The organism is Streptomyces virginiae, assembly GCF_040638905.1.
Taxonomy (GTDB): Bacteria; Actinomycetota; Actinomycetes; order Streptomycetales; family Streptomycetaceae; genus Streptomyces; species Streptomyces virginiae_B.
On the sequence record NZ_JBEZYV010000013.1, the window covers coordinates 93987 to 111966 of the forward strand.

18 protein-coding genes are annotated in these 17980 nt (G+C 72.3%); 12 read left to right on the forward strand and 6 right to left on the reverse strand.

Annotated features, from left to right (window positions below; all coding sequences use genetic code 11):
• Positions 1-34 precede the first annotated feature (34 nt).
• The 4 genes from AB0F82_RS20095 (at position 35) to AB0F82_RS20110 (ending at position 3664) form a co-directional block, all read left to right on the forward strand.
• Entirely contained in the window at positions 35-1165 is a 1131-nt protein-coding gene (locus tag AB0F82_RS20095; RefSeq protein WP_362629430.1) for an NADH:flavin oxidoreductase, read from the forward strand.
• Between the two features lie 483 nt (positions 1166-1648).
• Positions 1649-2191, forward strand: a complete 543-nt coding sequence (locus tag AB0F82_RS20100) for a hypothetical protein (protein WP_362629433.1) — start codon at positions 1649-1651, stop codon at positions 2189-2191.
• A 225-nt stretch (positions 2192-2416) separates the two neighbouring features.
• Complete coding sequence (locus AB0F82_RS20105) at positions 2417-2899, forward strand: DedA family protein (protein ID WP_362629436.1); 483 nt, start codon at positions 2417-2419, stop codon at positions 2897-2899.
• A gap of 513 nt (positions 2900-3412) precedes the next feature.
• On the forward strand, positions 3413-3664 hold the full coding sequence (locus AB0F82_RS20110; protein WP_362629439.1) for a hypothetical protein: 252 nt from the start codon (positions 3413-3415) through the stop codon (positions 3662-3664).
• Between the two features lie 275 nt (positions 3665-3939).
• On the opposite strand, the gene AB0F82_RS20115 is transcribed toward AB0F82_RS20110, so the two are convergent.
• A complete protein-coding gene (locus AB0F82_RS20115) occupies positions 3940-4656 on the reverse strand; it encodes a response regulator transcription factor (RefSeq protein ID WP_362629442.1) in 717 nt (238 codons plus the stop codon).
• 726 nt (positions 4657-5382) lie between these two features.
• On the opposite strand from AB0F82_RS20115, the gene AB0F82_RS20120 reads away from it, so the two are divergent.
• Positions 5383-6021 (forward strand): ClpP family protease, encoded by a 639-nt coding sequence (locus AB0F82_RS20120; RefSeq protein WP_362629445.1) that lies wholly within the window; start codon positions 5383-5385, stop codon positions 6019-6021.
• A 1-nt stretch (position 6022) separates the two neighbouring features.
• Positions 6023-6625, forward strand: coding sequence for a ClpP family protease (locus AB0F82_RS20125; protein WP_356812690.1), 603 nt, complete (start codon positions 6023-6025; stop codon positions 6623-6625).
• Between the two features lie 88 nt (positions 6626-6713).
• Here the strand turns inward: AB0F82_RS20125 and AB0F82_RS20130 are convergent, their stop codons facing one another.
• On the reverse strand, positions 6714-7163 hold the full coding sequence (locus AB0F82_RS20130) for a helix-turn-helix domain-containing protein (RefSeq protein ID WP_362629449.1): 450 nt from the start codon (positions 7161-7163) through the stop codon (positions 6714-6716).
• A gap of 125 nt (positions 7164-7288) precedes the next feature.
• Here AB0F82_RS20130 and AB0F82_RS20135 point away from each other — a divergent pair, with 125 nt between their 5' ends.
• A complete protein-coding gene (locus AB0F82_RS20135) occupies positions 7289-7423 on the forward strand; it encodes a hypothetical protein (RefSeq protein WP_362629452.1) in 135 nt (44 codons plus the stop codon).
• A 558-nt stretch (positions 7424-7981) separates the two neighbouring features.
• On the opposite strand, the gene AB0F82_RS20140 is transcribed toward AB0F82_RS20135, so the two are convergent.
• A complete protein-coding gene (locus AB0F82_RS20140) occupies positions 7982-9493 on the reverse strand; it encodes a DHA2 family efflux MFS transporter permease subunit (protein WP_362629455.1) in 1512 nt (503 codons plus the stop codon).
• 811 nt (positions 9494-10304) lie between these two features.
• Here AB0F82_RS20140 and AB0F82_RS20150 point away from each other — a divergent pair.
• Positions 10305-10661: a hypothetical protein gene (locus tag AB0F82_RS20150; protein ID WP_362629458.1), complete on the forward strand. Its 357-nt coding sequence runs from the start codon at positions 10305-10307 to the stop codon at positions 10659-10661.
• An 11-nt stretch (positions 10662-10672) separates the two neighbouring features.
• The gene (locus tag AB0F82_RS20155) at positions 10673-11104 is read left to right on the forward strand and encodes a hypothetical protein (protein WP_356812889.1); all 432 of its coding nucleotides are present in this window, start codon (positions 10673-10675) and stop codon (positions 11102-11104) included.
• A 321-nt stretch (positions 11105-11425) separates the two neighbouring features.
• Here AB0F82_RS20155 and AB0F82_RS20160 read toward each other — a convergent pair whose 3' ends face one another.
• Positions 11426-12922 carry a hypothetical protein gene (locus AB0F82_RS20160; RefSeq protein WP_362629461.1) on the reverse strand — a complete coding sequence of 499 codons (1497 nt, stop codon included), beginning with the start codon at positions 12920-12922 and terminating at the stop codon, positions 11426-11428.
• 315 nt (positions 12923-13237) lie between these two features.
• On the opposite strand from AB0F82_RS20160, the gene AB0F82_RS20165 reads away from it, so the two are divergent.
• Both AB0F82_RS20165 and AB0F82_RS20170 read left to right on the forward strand, forming a co-directional pair.
• On the forward strand, positions 13238-14035 hold the full coding sequence (locus AB0F82_RS20165) for a peptidoglycan recognition protein family protein (RefSeq protein ID WP_362629464.1): 798 nt from the start codon (positions 13238-13240) through the stop codon (positions 14033-14035).
• A gap of 380 nt (positions 14036-14415) precedes the next feature.
• Positions 14416-14751: an STAS domain-containing protein gene (locus tag AB0F82_RS20170; protein ID WP_362629467.1), complete on the forward strand. Its 336-nt coding sequence runs from the start codon at positions 14416-14418 to the stop codon at positions 14749-14751.
• A 47-nt stretch (positions 14752-14798) separates the two neighbouring features.
• Here the strand turns inward: AB0F82_RS20170 and AB0F82_RS20175 are convergent, their stop codons facing one another.
• Positions 14799-15752: a helix-turn-helix transcriptional regulator gene (locus tag AB0F82_RS20175; RefSeq protein ID WP_362629470.1), complete on the reverse strand. Its 954-nt coding sequence runs from the start codon at positions 15750-15752 to the stop codon at positions 14799-14801.
• Positions 15753-15824: 72 nt separating this feature from the next.
• Positions 15825-17045 carry a cytochrome P450 family protein gene (locus AB0F82_RS20180; RefSeq protein WP_362629473.1) on the reverse strand — a complete coding sequence of 407 codons (1221 nt, stop codon included), beginning with the start codon at positions 17043-17045 and terminating at the stop codon, positions 15825-15827.
• Between the two features lie 213 nt (positions 17046-17258).
• Here AB0F82_RS20180 and AB0F82_RS20185 point away from each other — a divergent pair, with 213 nt between their 5' ends.
• Positions 17259-17795, forward strand: a complete 537-nt coding sequence (locus AB0F82_RS20185) for an NUDIX hydrolase family protein (RefSeq protein ID WP_356812896.1) — start codon at positions 17259-17261, stop codon at positions 17793-17795.
• Positions 17796-17980 lie beyond the last annotated feature (185 nt).

Sequence of the window (17980 nt, forward strand, 5' to 3'; positions counted from 1 at the left end):
CCGACGAGCCACAGCCTCACACCGGAGGACCCTCATGTCCGTCACCCCGTCCACCGCCTCCCGCGCGGCCGAGATCCTCTCCCGGCCCGTCACGCTGAACGGCCTGACCGTCCCCAACCGCATCGCGATGGCGCCGATGACGCGGATGTTCTCCCCCGGCGGCGTGCCCGGCGAGGACGTGCAGGCGTACTACGCCAGCCGGGCCGCCGCGGGTGTGGGCCTGATCGTCACCGAGGGGACCTACGTCGGTCACGAATCCGCCGGGCAGAGCGACCGGGTGCCGCGGTTCCACGGCGAGGACCAGCTGGCGGGATGGGCGAAGGTCGCCGCGGCCGTGCACGAGGCCGGCGGCACGATCGTTCCGCAGCTGTGGCACATAGGCATGGTGCGCAAGCAGGGTGAGGCACCGTACGCGGACGCGCCCGCCGTCGGCCCCTCGGGCATCCGCGTCGACGGCACCGAGGGAACAGGCAGGGCGATGACCCGTGCCGACCTGGACGACGTCATCGGCGCGTTCGCCGACGCAGCCGCGGAGGCCGAGCGGATCGGCTTCGACGGCATCGAACTGCACGGCGCCCACGGCTACCTGCTCGACCAGTTCCTGTGGGAGCGGACCAACCGCCGCACCGACGCGTACGGCGGCGACGCGGTGGCCCGTACGAAGTTCGCGGCGGAGATCGTGGCGGCGGTCCGCGAACGCGTCTCGGCCGACTTCCCGGTGATCTTCCGCTACTCGCAGTGGAAGCAGGAGGCCTACGACGCCCGGCTCGCCCAGACCCCGCAGGAGCTGGAGGCGATCCTGGCTCCGCTGGCGGCGGCCGGCGTCGACGCCTTCCACGCCTCCACCCGGCGCTACTGGCTCCCGGAGTTCGAGGGCTCGGACCTGAACCTGGCGGGCTGGACCAAGAAGCTCACCGGCCGGCCGACCATCACCGTCGGCTCGGTCGGCCTCGACGGCGACTTCATCCGCGCCTTCACCGGCGAGGGTGCGGCGCTGGGTGACATCGACAACCTCCTGGACCGCATGGAACGCGACGAGTTCGACATGGTCGCGGTCGGACGCGCGCTGCTCCAGGACCCGCAGTGGGCGGCGAAGGTCCTCGGCAACCGCTTCGATGAGCTGCAGCCGTACGACGCGGCGGCCCTCAGGTCGCTCAGCCACTAGCGGCACCCGCCTGTCTGCGATTGCCCCGGGAGTCCGGTCCACCGGCCTCCCGGAGCAATGGCCGCTTGTGCCCCTTCGAGGCGGTGACCGTGTGACAAGATCGGCAGCATGAACGAATCCTCAGCACGGAAGGGCGACCCCCGCCCCGGCTCGTGAAGTGGCCGGACGCAGCGGTGGCCGACGGGACCGCTGCGATGCCCGCCCGCATCGCACTCTTCGAGGCCGTACGCGCGACCGCACCGGGCCGGTCCCCATCCGGCTCCTCGGCCTCGCCCGCACCGGAGAGCCGTTCGTACGGCGCGAGGCGATGGACCTCCTCTGCCGCCTGACCGGCGAAAGTCCTGGCCGAGGCCGTCGAAGCGGGTCGCCGACCCGGCTCGGCGACCCCGACGAGGAGGTACGGCGCGGGGCCGCCCACCTCGTCGGGCGCCACGGGCAACGGACCTCGTCCGTGCCGCTCTCGGCGATCTCACCGACCCCGCGGTGCGCACCGTCCTGGCCGGGGACTGGGAACTCCTCACCGATGTCCACGAGGCTGCAGTCCACCTGGCGGACATCGGGCGGCACTGGGGTCGCGTCCTCTCTGCACTGGGGCGCGAGCGGCACGCCCACGCCCTCGTGGCGCGACTCCTCGCGACACCTGACGAGCAGCGGCAGCAGTGTGACCGCGGCCGCCGCCAGTTGGGGCACGCCTCGCGGGCGAGCCCGGCGCCGATGTCACGGGTGGTGGGAAACCACCCCTGGTCTCGGGACGCACTCAGGACCGCCTTGATCTCCGAGGAGGCACGGCAGGTGCACGGGGCCCTCATCGCAGGACTGCCCTTCACGCCGTCCGCGAGGCCCCGCCGGTGCTCCTTCGGGGATCAGCCGACGTACGGCAGCCCGTCCGCCGCCGCCCTCCTCGCCACCAAGCCCGTGGGCATCGTCCGCCTCGGGCACGCCACCGCGATCTTCACCACCGCCGCGCACTTGCCGGGGACGGGGCGAACAGCCAGTGCAAGGCCCCTGCCGTTCCTCCTCCGGTAGCCCGGCATCCCGTATGCGTGTTCGGTTAGGCTAACCTCGTTTGACGTGCAGGCGTACCGGACAGGGGTCTGGTGCCGCAGGCGGCAACCAGGCGGAACGCGCAGAGGCAGGGCGCAGGTGAGAGGTGGTGACCGGGCTTGTGCGCGTCGTGCGCCCGCCGGGGCGGACCGAGCATGCGGATGACGGGCATGCCGGGGTGCGGCCCGGAGATCGGGGCGCTGCCTCGTGGATAAGATCGCGCTCACGGCCGGAGCCCTGTACGTCGTTGTCCTGCTCCGCGCCGGAGGGACGTTCGCCGTCGGGTGGCTCGCCGGCGCCGGTGCCCGGCGCACCAGGCTCGCCGGGCGCATCTCCACGACGAGGTTCCAGCGCGCCGAGCGGGCGATCCAGCGGTGGGGCGCGCCGGTGGTGGCCGTCTCCTTCCTGACTGTCGGTTTCCAGACCGCCGCCAACTTCCTCGCGGGCAGCATGCGCATGCCCTTGCCCCGCTACCTCCCCGCCCTGTTCGTCGGCGGAGCGGCCTGGGCGCTGATCTACGCGACAGCGGGGCTCGGCGTGCTCGAGGTGCTGGGGAGGCTCTTCGCCCTGCGGCCGGCCCTCGCGGTCTCCGCCGTGGCCGTCCTCCTCCTCGCGGTGTGCGGGGCGGTGGTGTACCGCAGACGCAGGGCGGCCCCGTCCTGCGGTGACACCGCGGCCGACGAATCGTAGGCCGGCCCATGGGCGCCACGGTGCCGCGGCTTCGGCCCGGGCCGGCTTCCGGGAACCGTGGCGGCCGATGTCGTGGAGACCTGAACCGGATGCGGGCGCAGCCGGGCGCCGGAACGAGGCGCCGCACGCAGCCGGTCCTCCGGCGCCCTTCCCCGACGCCCGGATGCACCAACCCCGTGCCGAACGACACCGTCGCACGAGCGGTCCGGCGGATGGTGGGGCGGCCCGGTGCTACTGCCGCCAGAGCGCTCTGGTCACCGGGCCTCGCCCGCGCACGCCCTATCGGCGCGGACTGCGCCCGACCATAGCCGGGGCCGGCCATCGCCCCGCCACAGAAGCGCAGGGTTCCGCATCCTGTGTGACGCGGGCCGGCGAGGGTTGACCCCCGGCGCTGACACCGCCGTTCACGCCGGGGCCCTCTCATCGCCGTTCACGCCGGAGCCCCCTCCTCGCACCTCCCCGCACTGCAGGCCGGGCGGCGACGCGGCCGGTCTCGGGCGGGGCGCAGCACCCGTGCACGACACCGGACATGCGGAGAGCCGTCGGGCTCCGCCCTTCCAGCCGCTCGATCACGGTGTCCGGGACGACGGGAGGCCGGCGAGCGGCCACGTCGTTCCGCCGGGCGTATCGAGCGGCTTCCGACCGGTTCGCCATGCCGAGTTTGCGCAGCACAGCGGCGACGTGGTGCTCTACGGTGCGTCGTCGCACGACGTCCCGCAACAAATTGATTTCTGGCAGCCCATGGGCGCCGCGGTGCGGCCGTGACGAGCGGACTCGGCACGTGGACGGAGCACGGCTGGACCGTCCCCCGGCCGGACAGTGCAGTTGCGTCGGCGATCAGCCTGCGACGCAGCAAGCTGGACCCCCTGCTGCGGGAGATCGCCGCTGCGACACGGGGTGTGGATCCCATGCTGGGACACCGCGTGGTCGACCTCCTCCAGGACCATGCCGGTGGCGTCCGGGGTGTGGGCACCGCGAACGGCGAGGCCGCCAACACCGAGTGCCGCGCCCGCCTGCGCAGACCGGGCAGGGGCCGGCCGTCACCACCGGGACGGCTGAGCGGCGGCCGGGTGTCTGTGAGCGTCGCCGGGGGCCCGTCCTGCCGCCTGCGGCAATCCGTCCCGTCCGACGATCCCGGCTTCCCAGGCGAGGACCGCGGCCTGGATCCGATGCTCCAGTCCAAGTCGTTGGACCAGGCGCGAGACGTGTGTCCTCACAGTGGTGATGGACAGACGGCACTCATCGGCGATCCGCTGGTTGGTGTGCCCGCCGCCGATGAGGGCCAGCATCTGCCGCTCCGTGTCCGTGAGGCTGCCGATCCTCTGCAGCAGATCATGGGCGCCCGCGGAAGGACGGCCTCGGGTCAGCGTCTGCATGATCTTCGGATCGAGGACGTTGCCGCCGACAGCCACGATCCGCACCGCGTGAGCCAGCTCGTCAGGACCGCAGTCCTGCACGACGAAGCCCGAGGCTCCGGCACAGAGCACGTCAAGGAGCCTCCCGCCCGGGCTGGAGGTGATCATCGCGAGAATCCTCGGAGGGAAGCCGAGCCCCAACAACTGGCGGGTGGCCTCGACCGCACCTTGGCCGGCAAGGGACACATCCATGATCACGACATCGGGCTGATACTCCTTGGCGGCTTTGACGGCCTGCACAGCATCAGCCGCTTCACCCACAACCACCATCGCCTCGATGGCCTCCAGTACCGGCCGCAGGCCGGACCGGTCATGACTTTCGACGATCAAGACGCGACTCACGCGCTTTCCTTTCCTCCCGGCGTTGCGACGCCGCTGCGAGTTGGCGCCGTGACCAGTACCCCCCGCGGCACCCGGCATACCCGGCCCGGACCGACTACAACGCCCCCGGCCCAATCGACTCGCTCAGCCCAGCGACCGGGTGTGACGCCCGCACCAGCGGCCCGCACCCGCCGGGCGCGGCCGGCACGGAGCTGACCGGACTGCACCACGCCACCGGTCTCGCTGGCCGGGAGCTCCGTGCCGCGGGGTTCACCACGAAGACCCAGGACGACCGCATCCTCGTACTGCCCCCATCACCAGCGTGAGAGCACCGCAGCCCCAGTGGCCGTGTCCTTGACCGGTGCCGTCACAGCCCTTGTGCAATTGCACCGTCAGGCCGGCGACCGGGCGGCTCCCGGCCGGCACAACCAGCCGGGAGCTGCGTACCCGGGCCAGGTCGTCCAGGAACGCCGAATCGGTGAACAGGCCCAGCGCGATGGGGTGGCCGGAGCGAATCGGAGCAAGAAGCGCTGGGCCGCGCTCCCCTACCCGCCGTTGATCTGGTGCTGAAGACGTGGAGCAGGCCGTTCGACTCCAGCGTGGGCAAGGAACTGATCAGGTGCGACCACCAGTGCCGTGACGTGGTGTCCGCCCGTGGCGGATCTGCCGGGGGCAGAGGAACGGCGTCCGGGGGGTTCCCGGGGTCAAGAGTGGAGTCGACGGCATCCGCCTCGAAAAGGAGAAGAGATGACTCCCCTCACCATGCTCGCGCCCCGCGCGGAGGAGGGCGACACACCGCCCGGCCACTTCGACGACCACCTCGCGGCAAGGTTGCTCGACCAGCGGATCGTCCTCCTCGGCACCCAGGTCGACGAGGTGTCGGCCAACCGGGTGTGCGCGCAGCTGCTGCTGCTGTCGGCGCAGGACCCGCGCTCCGACATCAGCCTGTACGTCAACAGCCCCGGCGGGTCGGTCACCGCGGGTCTCGCCATCTACGACACGATGCGGCTCATCCCGAACGACGTCTCGACGCTGGCGTTGGGCTTCGCCGCCAGCATGGGCCAGTTCCTGCTCACCGTGGGGACGCCCGGAAAGCGGTTCGCGCTGCCGAACGCGCGGATCATGATGCACCAGCCCTCGGCGGGCATCGGCGGCACCGCCGCGGACATCGAGATCCAGGCGGAGAACCTCCAGTTCACCAAGAAGGCCGTCGAGCGGATCACCGCCCAGCACACCGGGCAGAGCGAGGAGACGATCGCGCGGGACGGCGACCGGGACCGCTGGTTCACGGCCGAACAGGCCAGGGAGTACGGGATGGTGGACCGGGTGGTGGAGTCGCTCGCCGACATCCGCCCGGCCACGCCGCGCCGACGGACGGGGCTGTGACATGGGGTCGTACACGGTTCCCTACGTGATCGAGCGGACCGCGCAGGGCGAGCGGTCCTACGACGTCTTCAGCCGGCTGCTGAACGAGCGGATCATCTTCCTCGGCACCGAGATCGACGACGGGGTCGCCAACGTGGTCATCGCGCAGCTCCTGCACCTGGAGTCGGCGAGCCCGGAGCAGGAGATCTCGATCTATCTCAACTCGCCCGGAGGTTCCTTCACTTCACTGATGGCGATCTACGACACGATGACGTTCGTGCAGGCGCCGATCTCCACCTTCTGCGTCGGTCAGGCGGCGTCGACGGCGGCGGTGCTGCTGGCGGGCGGAGATCCCGGGCGACGGTTCGTGCTCCGGCACGCGCGGGTGCTGCTCGGCCAGCCGGCCAGCGGCGGCCGGCAGGGGACGGTCTCCGACCTCAGCCTCGCGGCCAAGGAGATGGTCCGCGTCCGCTCGCAGGTGGAGGAGGTCCTGTCCCGGCACACGCACCACGACGTGGCGACGCTGCGCGCGGACATGGACCGGGAGAAGGTGTTCACCGCCGAGGAGGCCGTGGCCTACGGTCTCGCCGACGAGGTACTGAGCCGACGGTTCGCGTTCGTCTGAGCCCGAACCCGGCCGTGGCCGACGGCCGGCGAGCGGCCGGTACGGCGGGGGCGCGCCCCGCCGTACCGGCCGTCGGCCCACGGTCCGGTCAGGCGGCGAGGCAGAAGCCGTCGTACTGCGCCGTGGGCGACGTGGGAGACGTGGGCGATGTGCGGCTCCGGACCACCCGGCTCCGGGCGTGCCGGGCCAGCTGGTCACCGGCGAGAAGGAGCAGGTCGGCGAGGCCGAGCCCGAGGGCCTGAGCGGCGGCCGCGAGTACCTCGGAGGATGCCTCCTTGCGTCCGCGCTCCACTTCCGACAGGTACGGCATCGAGATCCGGGCCGCCTCCGAGACGTCCTTCAGCGTGCGCTCCTGTGCGAGCCGCTCGCGCCGCAGCACGTCGCCGACGAGGTCACGCCACAGGGGCTCCCTCGGCGGGCATGGCTGTGGAGCCCCCACGGGTCGCCTCGGGGCGCCGGCCGCCCGGCCGGAACCGGGCGACGGAGCCTGCGGGCGCAGGGAGTTGACTCGGGACTCGTTCGGCGCATGAGTGCTCACCCCCTCACCCTAGGGATCCGGGGCGCTGGGGGAAGGGAGCGGCCTTCTGCCCTGGGTGAAGCCGCGCCGGTGCCCGGGGCGACGCGGGTCCGGCGCTGAACGTGGTGCGGCGGTTCGGTCCGGACATGGCGGGCCAGACCCTGATCGTCGTACCGAAGAGAACGGCGACCGGCTACACGGGGACCTTCCGCGCCCTCACCAGCGACTTCTCCCTCCCATCCGGGACGGACATCCGCGACCACCTCCTCATATACACCTGAGCCTGCATGCCGGAAACCGCGCGGCACCGGCGGGTGAGCGGGCGACGGACGGGGAGCGCCTTCGCTCCGGCTGGGCGTACGGCAGGAGGTCCTGCGCGAGCGAGTTTCCGGCCTCCTGGCCGAACCGCTGCGCCTGACCGTCAGCGGTGCACCCCAGAACGATTTCGCCGGGAGGAACCGTGCCGCCGGGCAGCAGTACGGTACGGGCGCTACCCCGTGTACTCACCGGGGTCACCGTCCCGCCGAACCGCGGCCCTCGCCCGGCGCCAGGCGCTCACACCGATGAACGCGGCGGACGGCCTCGGCGCAGGCCCGGTCGCCGCGTGCCGTTCGGCCCGCGAGGTCACACCGTCACCGACAGCACGTGGTAGGCGTCCTGCGGGTAGAGGGGTTGGCCGAGGCGGCCGAAAGGCCAGGCTTGGACGATTCGACCACCGCACGGCCTCCGTGTCGTCTTGGCCTTTCGCCCTCTCGCGCCCGTGTGCACCCTTGCCCCCAGTGTTCGCGGAACAGTTCACCCCTCGTCGCGGCGGGCACCGGGCCGAGCCGATCCCGGTATCAGGGTGTGTGGACGGTTGTGTTCGTCGTTGTGCCGTCGTCGTCCTGGACCTCCGGCGCAGCAGGCTGTTGAGGCGCGGGTGGGGTGCGGATCAGCAACGCAACCAGCACGGCCAGGATGCCGAGCGCGGCGCCGACGCCGAATCCCCATTGGATGCCCGTGGCAAGGGCGCCGGTGGCGTCGGCGCCCTCGGCTGCCGCTGTGGCTGCCTGTCCTGACATGACGCTGATGACCAGGGCCGTGCCGGTGGCGGCCGCGACCTGTTGGAGCGAACCCAGAATGGCGGAGCCATGGGGGTAGAGGTGCGGCGGCAGTACGGACAGACCGGAGGTGAAGACGGGGGTGAAGACGAACGCCATGCCCGCACTCAGGGCCACGTGAAGGGCGAGCACCAGCCACGGGGAGGTCTGTTCGCCCGTGAGTGCGAACAGTGCGAGGCACAGCGCTGTGAGTACGGCGCCGGGTACGACCAGGCGTGGTGCCCCGAGTCGGTCGTAGAGCTTGCCGACCTGCGGTCCGAGCAGGCCCATGGCCAGGCCGCCGGGAATGAGGAGCAGCCCGGTCTGCAGGGAGGTCAGGCCGCACACCTCCTGCAGGTAGATCGGCAGCAGGATGAACGCACCCATGAGGGCCATGAACGAAAGACACATCAGGCCCAAGGCCACGGAGAAATGACGAAACGCCAGGGCGCGCAGGTCCAGTAGCGGGGTGGAGGAGCGCTGCAGTGCCAGTTGTCGCCATACGAACAGCCCTACGAGCACGGCGCCGGCCAGGGTGGTGGCCTCCGGGGGCACGAGGGCCTGGGCGGCGTTCTCGGCACCGAGTCCGCTCAGGCCGTAGACCAGGGCGCCGAAGCCCGCTGCCGCCAGGGGGACGGACATCCAGTCCATGGGGGCGGCCTGCGGCTCGCCGATGTTGATCAGGTTGCGCCGGCCGAACACGGCCATGGCTCCGGCGATGGGAAGGACGGCCAGGAACAGCAGGCGCCACGAGCCCAGCTGCAGCAGCACACCGGAGACGGCGGGGCCGAGGGCGGGTGCGACGGAGATGACGAGGGTGATGTTGCCCATGACACGGCCGCGGTCATGCGGGGGTACAAGGGTCATCAGCGTCGTCATGAGCAGCGGCATCATGACGGCGGTGCCGCCGGCCTGGATGACGCGGGCGGCCAGCAGCACGGGGAAGGCGGGGGCGACCGCGGCCAGAGCGGTGCCGGCGAGGAACAGCGCCATCGCGAGACCGAAGGCGGTTCGGGTGGTCACGCGCTGGAGGAACCACCCCGTCACCGGGATGACGACGGCCATGGTGAGCATGAAAGCCGTGGACAGCCATCCTGCGGCCGCTGCGCTGACCTCGAAGTCGCGCATGAGCCGCGGGATCGCGTTCACCATGATCGTCTCGTTGAGGAGGACGACGAACGTGGACAGCACGAGGATTCGCAGCACGGCGGTAACGCGGGCGGGCGAGAGGGTGGGCGTTGCGTGTGGTGCGGGCATGATGCCTTCCGTCATGTGAGTGTCCTCCGTACCTGGCAGGTCACACTGGCAGACTGCGACGCCGGGAAGAACTCATCGGTCGCCCCCGATCCTGTCGGTGCCGCCGTCCAAGCTCAAACCATTTCCGACCCGGAACAGGGTCCTGCTCGGCCTCACCCGGGTCGTCCTCGGTCGTCGGCGGCCGAGCGACATGACCGGCTGCACCACCTTGACTTCCGCCCCAACGACCAGGTGGCGGAGGTAAGCCGCCTGCTGGCGCACGGCGAGCGCCCGGCCGATGTCGGGCAGGGCCCCCGAGGTGACGTGGGTCGTGCTCGCCGATCCGGAGGGCAATTGAGTTCTGCGTCGTGGCCCGCACCGCACCTGACCGGGCGGTGACCCCGTCCGGTCGGCGGGTCTCGGGACAGTCTCCTCCCCTGGTCAGAAGGACCAGGGGAGGGAACGCGCGGGGCGGGGACGTAGGCGCAGTAGGTCCCCGTGCGGATCGTGCGGTCGAGGTGGTCGGCCAGCTCCGGAGCGGCTTCGCGGAGGCGGCCGATGGCCTTGCGCACGGCCTGGGTGCCGCGGCCCGGGCCCGCTCGGAGGCGGCGCCGGCGCGGCGGTCGCGTCCGCCGAGGCCGACGGCGCGGGCGAGTTCGCCGATCAGGAATCACCGAGGTTCGGCTGTCGAGGGTGCGTTGGCCGCGGATGAGGGCCTACAGAACGTCGAGCCGGCGCCGGGCGAGGGCGGGGGGATCGCCGGCTTGTGAGTCCCGGACCGCCGGCAAGGCTTCTGAAACGCACGCGTCGCTCGCGTAGGAAATCGAACATGTGTTGGAATATAGGGGTGACGGCTTCATTCCGGTTTCCTGATGACCTGGTCGCGCTGCAGGCGGCGTGGCTGCGCTCCTATGCCGAGCTCGCGCAGGTGCCCGCCGGGGGTGGGACGACCCTGCTGCGTCGGCGGCTCATCGCGCTGTCCGGCCGCCTGTGCACCCACCCGCACTGGGCCGCTCCCGCCGGCTGGCGGGACGGGGGCGTTGAGCTGCGGCGCGTCGCCCGCGAGAGCCCCCACGACGCCGTTCGGGGGAAAGATCCAGGGAACCCCTGCCCCGCGGGCCCGAAGCGGGCCATGGTCTGTTCCGAGACGGCGGACTCGACTGACTCGGCGGACCCCACGAAGGGCATGGAACGTTGCATCTGAGGCGCATCGGAATGATCTTGGCCGCGGCCGCACTGGCCGTACTGGCGGCCCCGGCCACCGCGGACGCCGCAGCCGTCGCCTGCGGCGGCGGGACGTCGACCGGCCGGGTGGCCGTCAACGGGTGCATCAGCGCCCAGCGCGGATCCGCCGGCAGGTTCCCCACGCGCGAGATCACGGCGTACATCAAGGCGCGCAACACCGGGAGCAAGGGAGTCAACGTCGCCTACGAGGCCTTCTTCCGCGTCGTCGACGGCGGTCACTGGGAGAAGCTGGGCAGTGGCCGCACCTACGTGCGCGCCGGCGAGTCCGTCGGCCCTCTCGAAGTGGGAAGCAGCACCCGGGTGTGCGGCCCCGTGAAGGTCGAGATCCGCGTTCACGCCCGGGCCGACGGCGCCGCCTGGAGCGGCTGGTCCCCCGCTGCGACGAAGCAGTGCCAGACCTGAGCGTCAGCCGGGGCTCCGGTCGTCCGCGTGGGCCGGGTCGCGCCACATCGGCCACGAGGTCGGGCCGCCGTCCGGCAGCCGGATCTCACCGGTGACGCGGAAGCCCAGCCCTTCGTGGCAGGGGATGTTGCCGGACTCCAGGACTCGGAGGGCCGGGCGGGCCGGATGCCGTACCCGGCCGGCGGCACTGCGGGACGTCTGCTCATGCGAGCACGGTAGGCAGCCGGAGCCGGCCCTCCCCGCCGCACGGCGGTGGACACGCCGTAGACCCCGTACACGCCGTACGCGCCACCCGCTCACCGGTCGGCCGCGGCGAACCGTTCAGCGGGGTGTCCCGCTCGGCACACGGACCGGCGGACAGCGCAGCACCTGGCCGGCGGCGGTGCCGACGACGACCGCTCCGTCGGGTGCCGCGTGCAGGGAGAGCGGCCCGTGCGGGGGCAGTCGACGCGTGGCGACGAGCGCGCCGTCGGCCGTGTCGACGGAGACGAGGGTGCCGTCGGCGCACAGGGCGTGCAGCACTCCCGCGTGCGTGTCGAGGCCGATGACCTCGGATTCCAGCGGCCTGCTCCACTGGACCCCGCCGGACGGGAAGGCCCTGCGGACGAGCTCCGTCCGCCCGTGGTACAGCGCGGCGCCGGTGCCGTCGTCCGCGTGCACGGCGCGGCCCAGCGGGGCGTCGGCGCTGAAGAGCACCGTCTCCGGGGCCCCGTCGGGGACGAGCGCGACCACGTCGCGGCGCCCGCGCACGAACAGCAGCTCGGGGCAGCGGCGGGCGTCGAGCGGGACGAGGTCGTAGCGGTCCGCGACGTGGAGCGAGCCCAGCGGGCGTCCGTCGGCGGCGAAGATCCGGGTGTTGGGCGGGGCCGGCGGCTCCGCCCCGAGGCAGCGGTCGTAGGTGTCCCGGATCGCCCAAACCCCGTCGGTACGGACGCACATCGCGGCCGAGAACGGCACCGAGCGGCGGTCGAGGACCCTGCCGTCGGCGGTGTCGACGAGCAGGAAATCGGTCCGGGTGCGGCTGTCGGGACCGGGGGCGGCCACGCGTACGGTCCGCTCGTCGGCGGCCGGCTCGATCCGGGTGCCGCCGTACGAGGACGGCGCGGGCACGCTCCACAGGACCGAACCGTCAGCGGCCCGGCACTCCACCGCCACGTCCCGGCGGGTGGCGAGCACCCGGCCGTCGCCGAGTCCCGCCACGGCCCGGACCGCGCCCTGCTCCTCGTAGCCGCGTCCCGCCCGCTCGGCGAGCGTGCGCAGCGTCTGCAGCGGGGGCGGCGCGTCGTCGTACGTCCCCGGTTCCCCCGGGTCCTGCGCCGTCCGGTCGAGACCGGTCAGATCGAGGGCGTCGGGGCCGAGACCGCGCCAGTCCTCGCGTACGACGGTCGCCCGCGCCACGCGGCTCTCGCTGCCGTCGTCCATGGCGAAGAAGGTGAGTTGCAGCGTGCGGTCGTCCAGCCAGCGGAGGGGATCGATGCCCCATGCGGGGTCGGTGAAGTCGACGCGGTGTCCGGTGTCGGCTTCGAGGAGGGTGAGTCCGCCAGCACGGGAGTACTCGTCGCCGTTGTCGAGGCCCACGGCGAGCAGCGGAAGTGCGGGGTGGAAGGCGATGGATTCGGCTTCCATCGTGAAGGTCAGCAGGTGTGCGCAGGACAGGTCGTCCGTGCGGTAGACGGCGATCCGGCTGTACCGGTGCATCACCGAACTGACCGCGAGCCACTGTCCGTCGCTGCTGACCACCGCCTGGCAGGCGAGTCCCAGCAGTTCGGGGAACGGCTGGTCGTTGAGGGTGGTGTGCGGTTCGAGCTGGTCAGCCATGGTGCTCCGTCATGTGGGCGGACGACGCCCGGGCAGGGGTGTCGATGTTCTCCGGTGTCGCGGCGGCGGGAGGGTCCGGAACGGCCGGGCGGGGGTGCCGGACCGCGCGCCGAGCGGCGTGGCCCGTCCTACTCCCCCGTGCTCGTCCACGCCCATCAAACCGCCCCGCGATGAGCGCCGTCGCGGCGGGGGGCCGGTCGCGCGAGTCGGCGCCACGGCCGGTCGGGGAGAGTCCGGTCGCCGCTCGGTGTGTCTGCGCGACCGGTGCGGCCAGGCTCCCTTGAATGGGCAGCCTCCTACGGAAACGGGCACCGTATGACCCTCCGCGCACCGCACCACCAGCCGGCACCCGCTGCGGGCCGGCACTCCCGCCGGTCAGTCCTCACGGGTGCGTTCGCCCTGGCCACCGCGGCGGCACTGCCCGTCGCCGCGGCCGGGCGCGCGTACTCGGCCGCGGGCCCGGACATCATCGCCTGCGCCACCTGGGGTGCGCGGGCCGCCTCCGAACCCGTCGTGGTCCTCGCCAACCGCCCGGAGCGGATCGTCGTCCACCACACGGCGACGGCGAACGTGACGGACTACACGAAGCAGCGCGCCTTCGCGCTGGCCCGGGCGATCCAGACGTACCACATGGACGCGCAGGGCTGGATCGACACCGGTCAGCACTTCACCGTCAGCCGCGGGGCGTTCGTGATGGAGGGCCGCCACAACAGCCTCGCGGAGCTGCGCACCGGCACCCGCCAGGTGCGCGCGGCGCACTGCGTCGGGCAGAACACCGTGTCGATCGGCATCGAGAACGAGGGGACCTACACCTCGCAGACCCCGCCCGCGGCGCAGTACGCGGCGCTGGCCGACCTGTGCGCCCACATCTGCGACCAGTACGGCCTGCCCGCGTCGGAGATCTACGGGCACCGGGACTTCAACGCCACGTCCTGCCCGGGTGACCGGCTGTACGCCCTGCTGCCGAAGCTCCGCCAGGACGTCGCCGCCCGCCTCGGCAGGCCCCTGTCGGACCCGGAGGGGGAGGACCCGCTGTGGGACCTGGTACGCCAGGCCGCCGGACGGCCGGCCGCGACGATCGGGGAGCACCTGCCGGCGGGCCTCCTGTCCTGACGGAGCACCGGGCGCCCCCACGCATCCGACGAGGCGTCAGCCGCAGCCTTCGCGCAGGGCGTCCCCACGGCGTGGGCTCGATTGCGCAGGTGCAGGCGGGTGGTGAGCCCGTGCGTCACGGTCCCACTTGACCAGCACGTACCGCCGGCTCGGCAGCCGGCGGCGCGCGGAACCAGCCCCGCGTTGAACATCGGCGGCGCAAGCCGCCGGGTCACCGCATCAGGGGCCGCACCCTGACCGCCTGTCCATCAAACGAACACCTGCAGGATTTCGTCTGAGGGGCTGTACGCGCCCGCCCGCCCGGATAGCGTCGGGGCGGGGCGACCGCTGCCGAGGTCCGCCCCGCCCCCCGGAGGCAGGACACCGAAGGCAGGACCGAGATGAACCCCCTGGCCGCCCGCGGTCCGCACAGTGTCACGCTCGCCACCCGCGCCGACCGCAGCGTCATCACCCTCACCGGCGACATGGACCTCGACCACGTCGGCCCCTTGCGCACGGCGCTCCAGGAGGCGTGCACCGCTCCCACCGCTCCGGAGCGGGTGGTCGTCGACCTCTCGCGGCTCGACTTCTGCGACTCCACCGGACTCAACGCCCTGCTCCACGCACGGTCCCTGTGCGAGCAGAACGGGCGGACCCTGACCCTCGCCGATCCCGGCCCGCAGTTCCACCGTCTGCTGCGCATCACCGGCACCGACGCCCTGTTCGACCTCTCCTAGGGGGTGTCGGGCGGGTTCGCCCGACGCGGCGTGCTGACCGCGGCCGCTCAGTCCGATCTCAGCGTGACGGAGGGCGCCACGCCGTATTCCTGCCGGTAGGCGGCGGCGAAGCGGCCCTGGTGGGCGAAGCCCCACCGGCCGGCGACGCCGGCGACGGTCGTGGCGCCCGCCGGGTCGGCGGACAGCAGCTCGGAGTGGGCCCGGGTCAGCCGGACCCGGCGGAGGTAGCCGAGCGGCGTCGTGTCGGCGTGGCGGGTGAAGGCGTACTGCACCGCGCGCGGAGTGACCGGGATCGAGGCGGCGATGTCGGTGAGCGTGATGTCGCGGTGGGCGTTGGCCTCGATGAACGCGACGGCGCGGCGCAGGGTGTCGCTGTGCGCGTCGCGCGTGTCCCGTGGGGTGGCCGCGTCACCGCAGGCGGTGTTCGGCAGGGTCCCCAGTACCAAGGCCGCCAGGTGCTGGGCGGCGGTCGAGACGAGCAGCCCGTCGGGGTCGGCGGCCGCGGCGCTGTCGTCGAGGACGTGGTCCCGGAGGTAGGCGACGGCCGCGCCGAGCCGCCGGTTCTCGGCGGGGCCGGCGGGCCGGGCACCGGTGATGCGGACGTCCTTCCCCCTGGGAACGCCGGCGACCCGGCCCAGCAGACCGGGGTCGAACATCGTGATCGTGTACCGGGCTTCGCGCACCTGCCCTTCGTACGGCCGGTCGTGAGGGGCCAGGAGGAAGGTCTCGCCGGGGCCGTAGACCTCCTCGCGGCCGCCCGTGGTGTCCACGATGGTTCCGCTGTGCATCGTCACCAGACACACCTTGCCCAGGCACCCCGCGTCGTAGCCCATCGTGTAGCCGAAGGACAGACGGTCCACGCTCAGCCCGCCGACCTCCGTACGGGAGATCCGCGCCCGGGTGTCCGCGGGGCGCCCGCCGATCTGCATGGGGGTGTAGGCGGCGGAAAGGAACGCCTCCGTGGCTTCCAGGTTCCCGCTCTCGAAGAAGAGGTTGGTCATCGGGCTCTCCCTCGCCGACGCTCGGCACGACCTGCTGGCCGCCGGAGCCTCCAGTATGCCGTGGACGGCAGGCTAACTACCGGCGCTGAAGGTCACCGGAAGGCTCAGGGGGCCGCGCAGTCCGCCCGGGCGCCAGCGGATCTCGTCGGGCGGCACGGCGAGGGCGAGCCCGGGGAGTCGGCGCAGCGCGGTGCCGATCGCGATGTGCCCCTCCAGCCGGGCCAACGGGGCGCCCAGGCAGTAGTGGACGCCGTGGCCGAACGCGAGGTGGGCGTTGTCCTGCCGGGTGATGTCGAGGCGGTCGGGGTCCGGGAAGCGTGCCGGGTCGCGGTCGGCGATGGCCGAGGCGATCAGGACGGTGGCGCCGCGCGGGACGGTCACACCGGCGATCTCGACGTCCTCACGGGCGAAGCGGGCGATGCCGGGGCTCACGGGGCCGTCGTAGCGGAGGAACTCCTCGACGGCGCTCGCCAGGAGGTCGGGGTCGGAGCGCAGGAGGTCGAGCTGGCCGGGGTGGGCGAGCAGCATCGCGATGCCGCCGCTGATCAGGTTGACGGTGGTGATGTAGCCGGCGGCCAGCAGCAGGAACACCATGGCGATGAGCTCGTCCTCGCTCAGCCGCTGTTCCTCGTCCCGCGCCGTGATCAGGCCGCTGAGCAGGTCGTCGCCGGGGTGGGCCCGTTTGGCCCGGATGAGGTCGGTGACGTAGGCGCGCATGTGCTGCCATGCCTCGTTCACGACGGCGGGGTCCGGCGGCTCCGCTCCCCGCATGATCATGCGGTCGGTCCAGTGCTGGAAGTCGTGTTGGTCGTCGACCGGCACGCCGAGCAGTTCGCCGATGACCGTGACGGGGAGCGGGAGGGCGTAGTCCGCGACGAGGTCTGCGCGGCCGGCCGGCACGATCTCGTCGAGCAGGCGGTCGGTGATGGCCTGGATCCGGGGCCGCATCTGCGCGACCCGGCGGGCGGTGAACGCCTGGGAGACCAGGCGGCGCAGGCGGGTGTGGTCGGGCGGGTCGCTGCGGAGCATGTTGCTGAGCATCGACTCGCGCTCGGTTTCGGGCAGCTGGGCCAGGAGCCGGGGATCCGAGGCGTCGCGGACGTCGCTGCTGAGGCGGGGGTCGGACAGGGCCGCGAGCCCGTCCTCGTACCGGGTGACGAGCCAGGCATCCAGTCCGCCCGCGACGACGACACGGCGTACGGGGCCGTCCTCGCGCAGTTTCCCGTAGAGCGGGAAGGGGTCTGCGAGGAAGTCCTGGTCGGCGTAGGGAAGTAGGACCGGCTGCTCACTCATCGTGCCTCCCGGAATAGGTCACCCTCTCCATGGGAAGTGAGGATATGCGCCCGAGTCTCCATGAATGCTGCTTTTCGGTCATGGCGGAGGAGCCGTCGCGGACCGTCACGACGGCCCGTCGACTGTCCGCTTCGACGACAACCTGACGGCCGGCCGGTTTCCGATGGACGCGCGATCTGGGCCAACGCCCACTGCGGAAAGTATGATCAAGAAATGGCTGACATGACCGAAACAACGCCCGGCTGGCTGACCAGTGACGAGCTGGACATGGCCAGGGCCCAGATGCCGATCCTGTACGTCGAGGCCGTTCCCGTGCGCGTGAACGCCACCGGCGAAGTCACCAGTGTCGGACTGCTCCTGCGGATCGGCGCGGAGGGAACGATCAGCCGGACGCTGGTGTCCGGCCGTGTCATGCACCACGAGCGGATCCGTGACGCGCTGCTGCGCCACTTGGAGAAGGACCTGGGTCCTGTGGCCCTGCCCCTGGTGCCGGCCTCCCTCCAGCCCTTCACGGTGGCCGAGTACTTCCCCACGGCCGGCATCACCCCGTTCCACGACCCCCGCCAGCACGCGGTGTCCCTGGCCTACGTCGTGCCGGTGACGGGGGATTGCCGTCCCCGGCAGGACGCCCTTGACCTGGTCTGGTTCAGCCCGCAGGAAGCGGCCTCGCAGGCCGTGCAGGGCGAGATGCCGGGCGGCCACGCGGTGCTGCTGAAGCAGGCCCTCGCGCACGTGGGACTTGCGTACTGAGCCGCGCCGCACCGCGGCACGACACCGCCTGAGGGCTGTCCCGTAGTCCCCGGTGGATCGGCGCGCGGCGCCGGATGCGGTGCACCGCAAGGCGCAGGAGCGTCCTGATACCGGGCTGGGCGTATCCGGGCGTTCCGACAACGCGGCGGGGCGCCGTAGCGGTCGCTGTGCGCCCGCCGGGGATG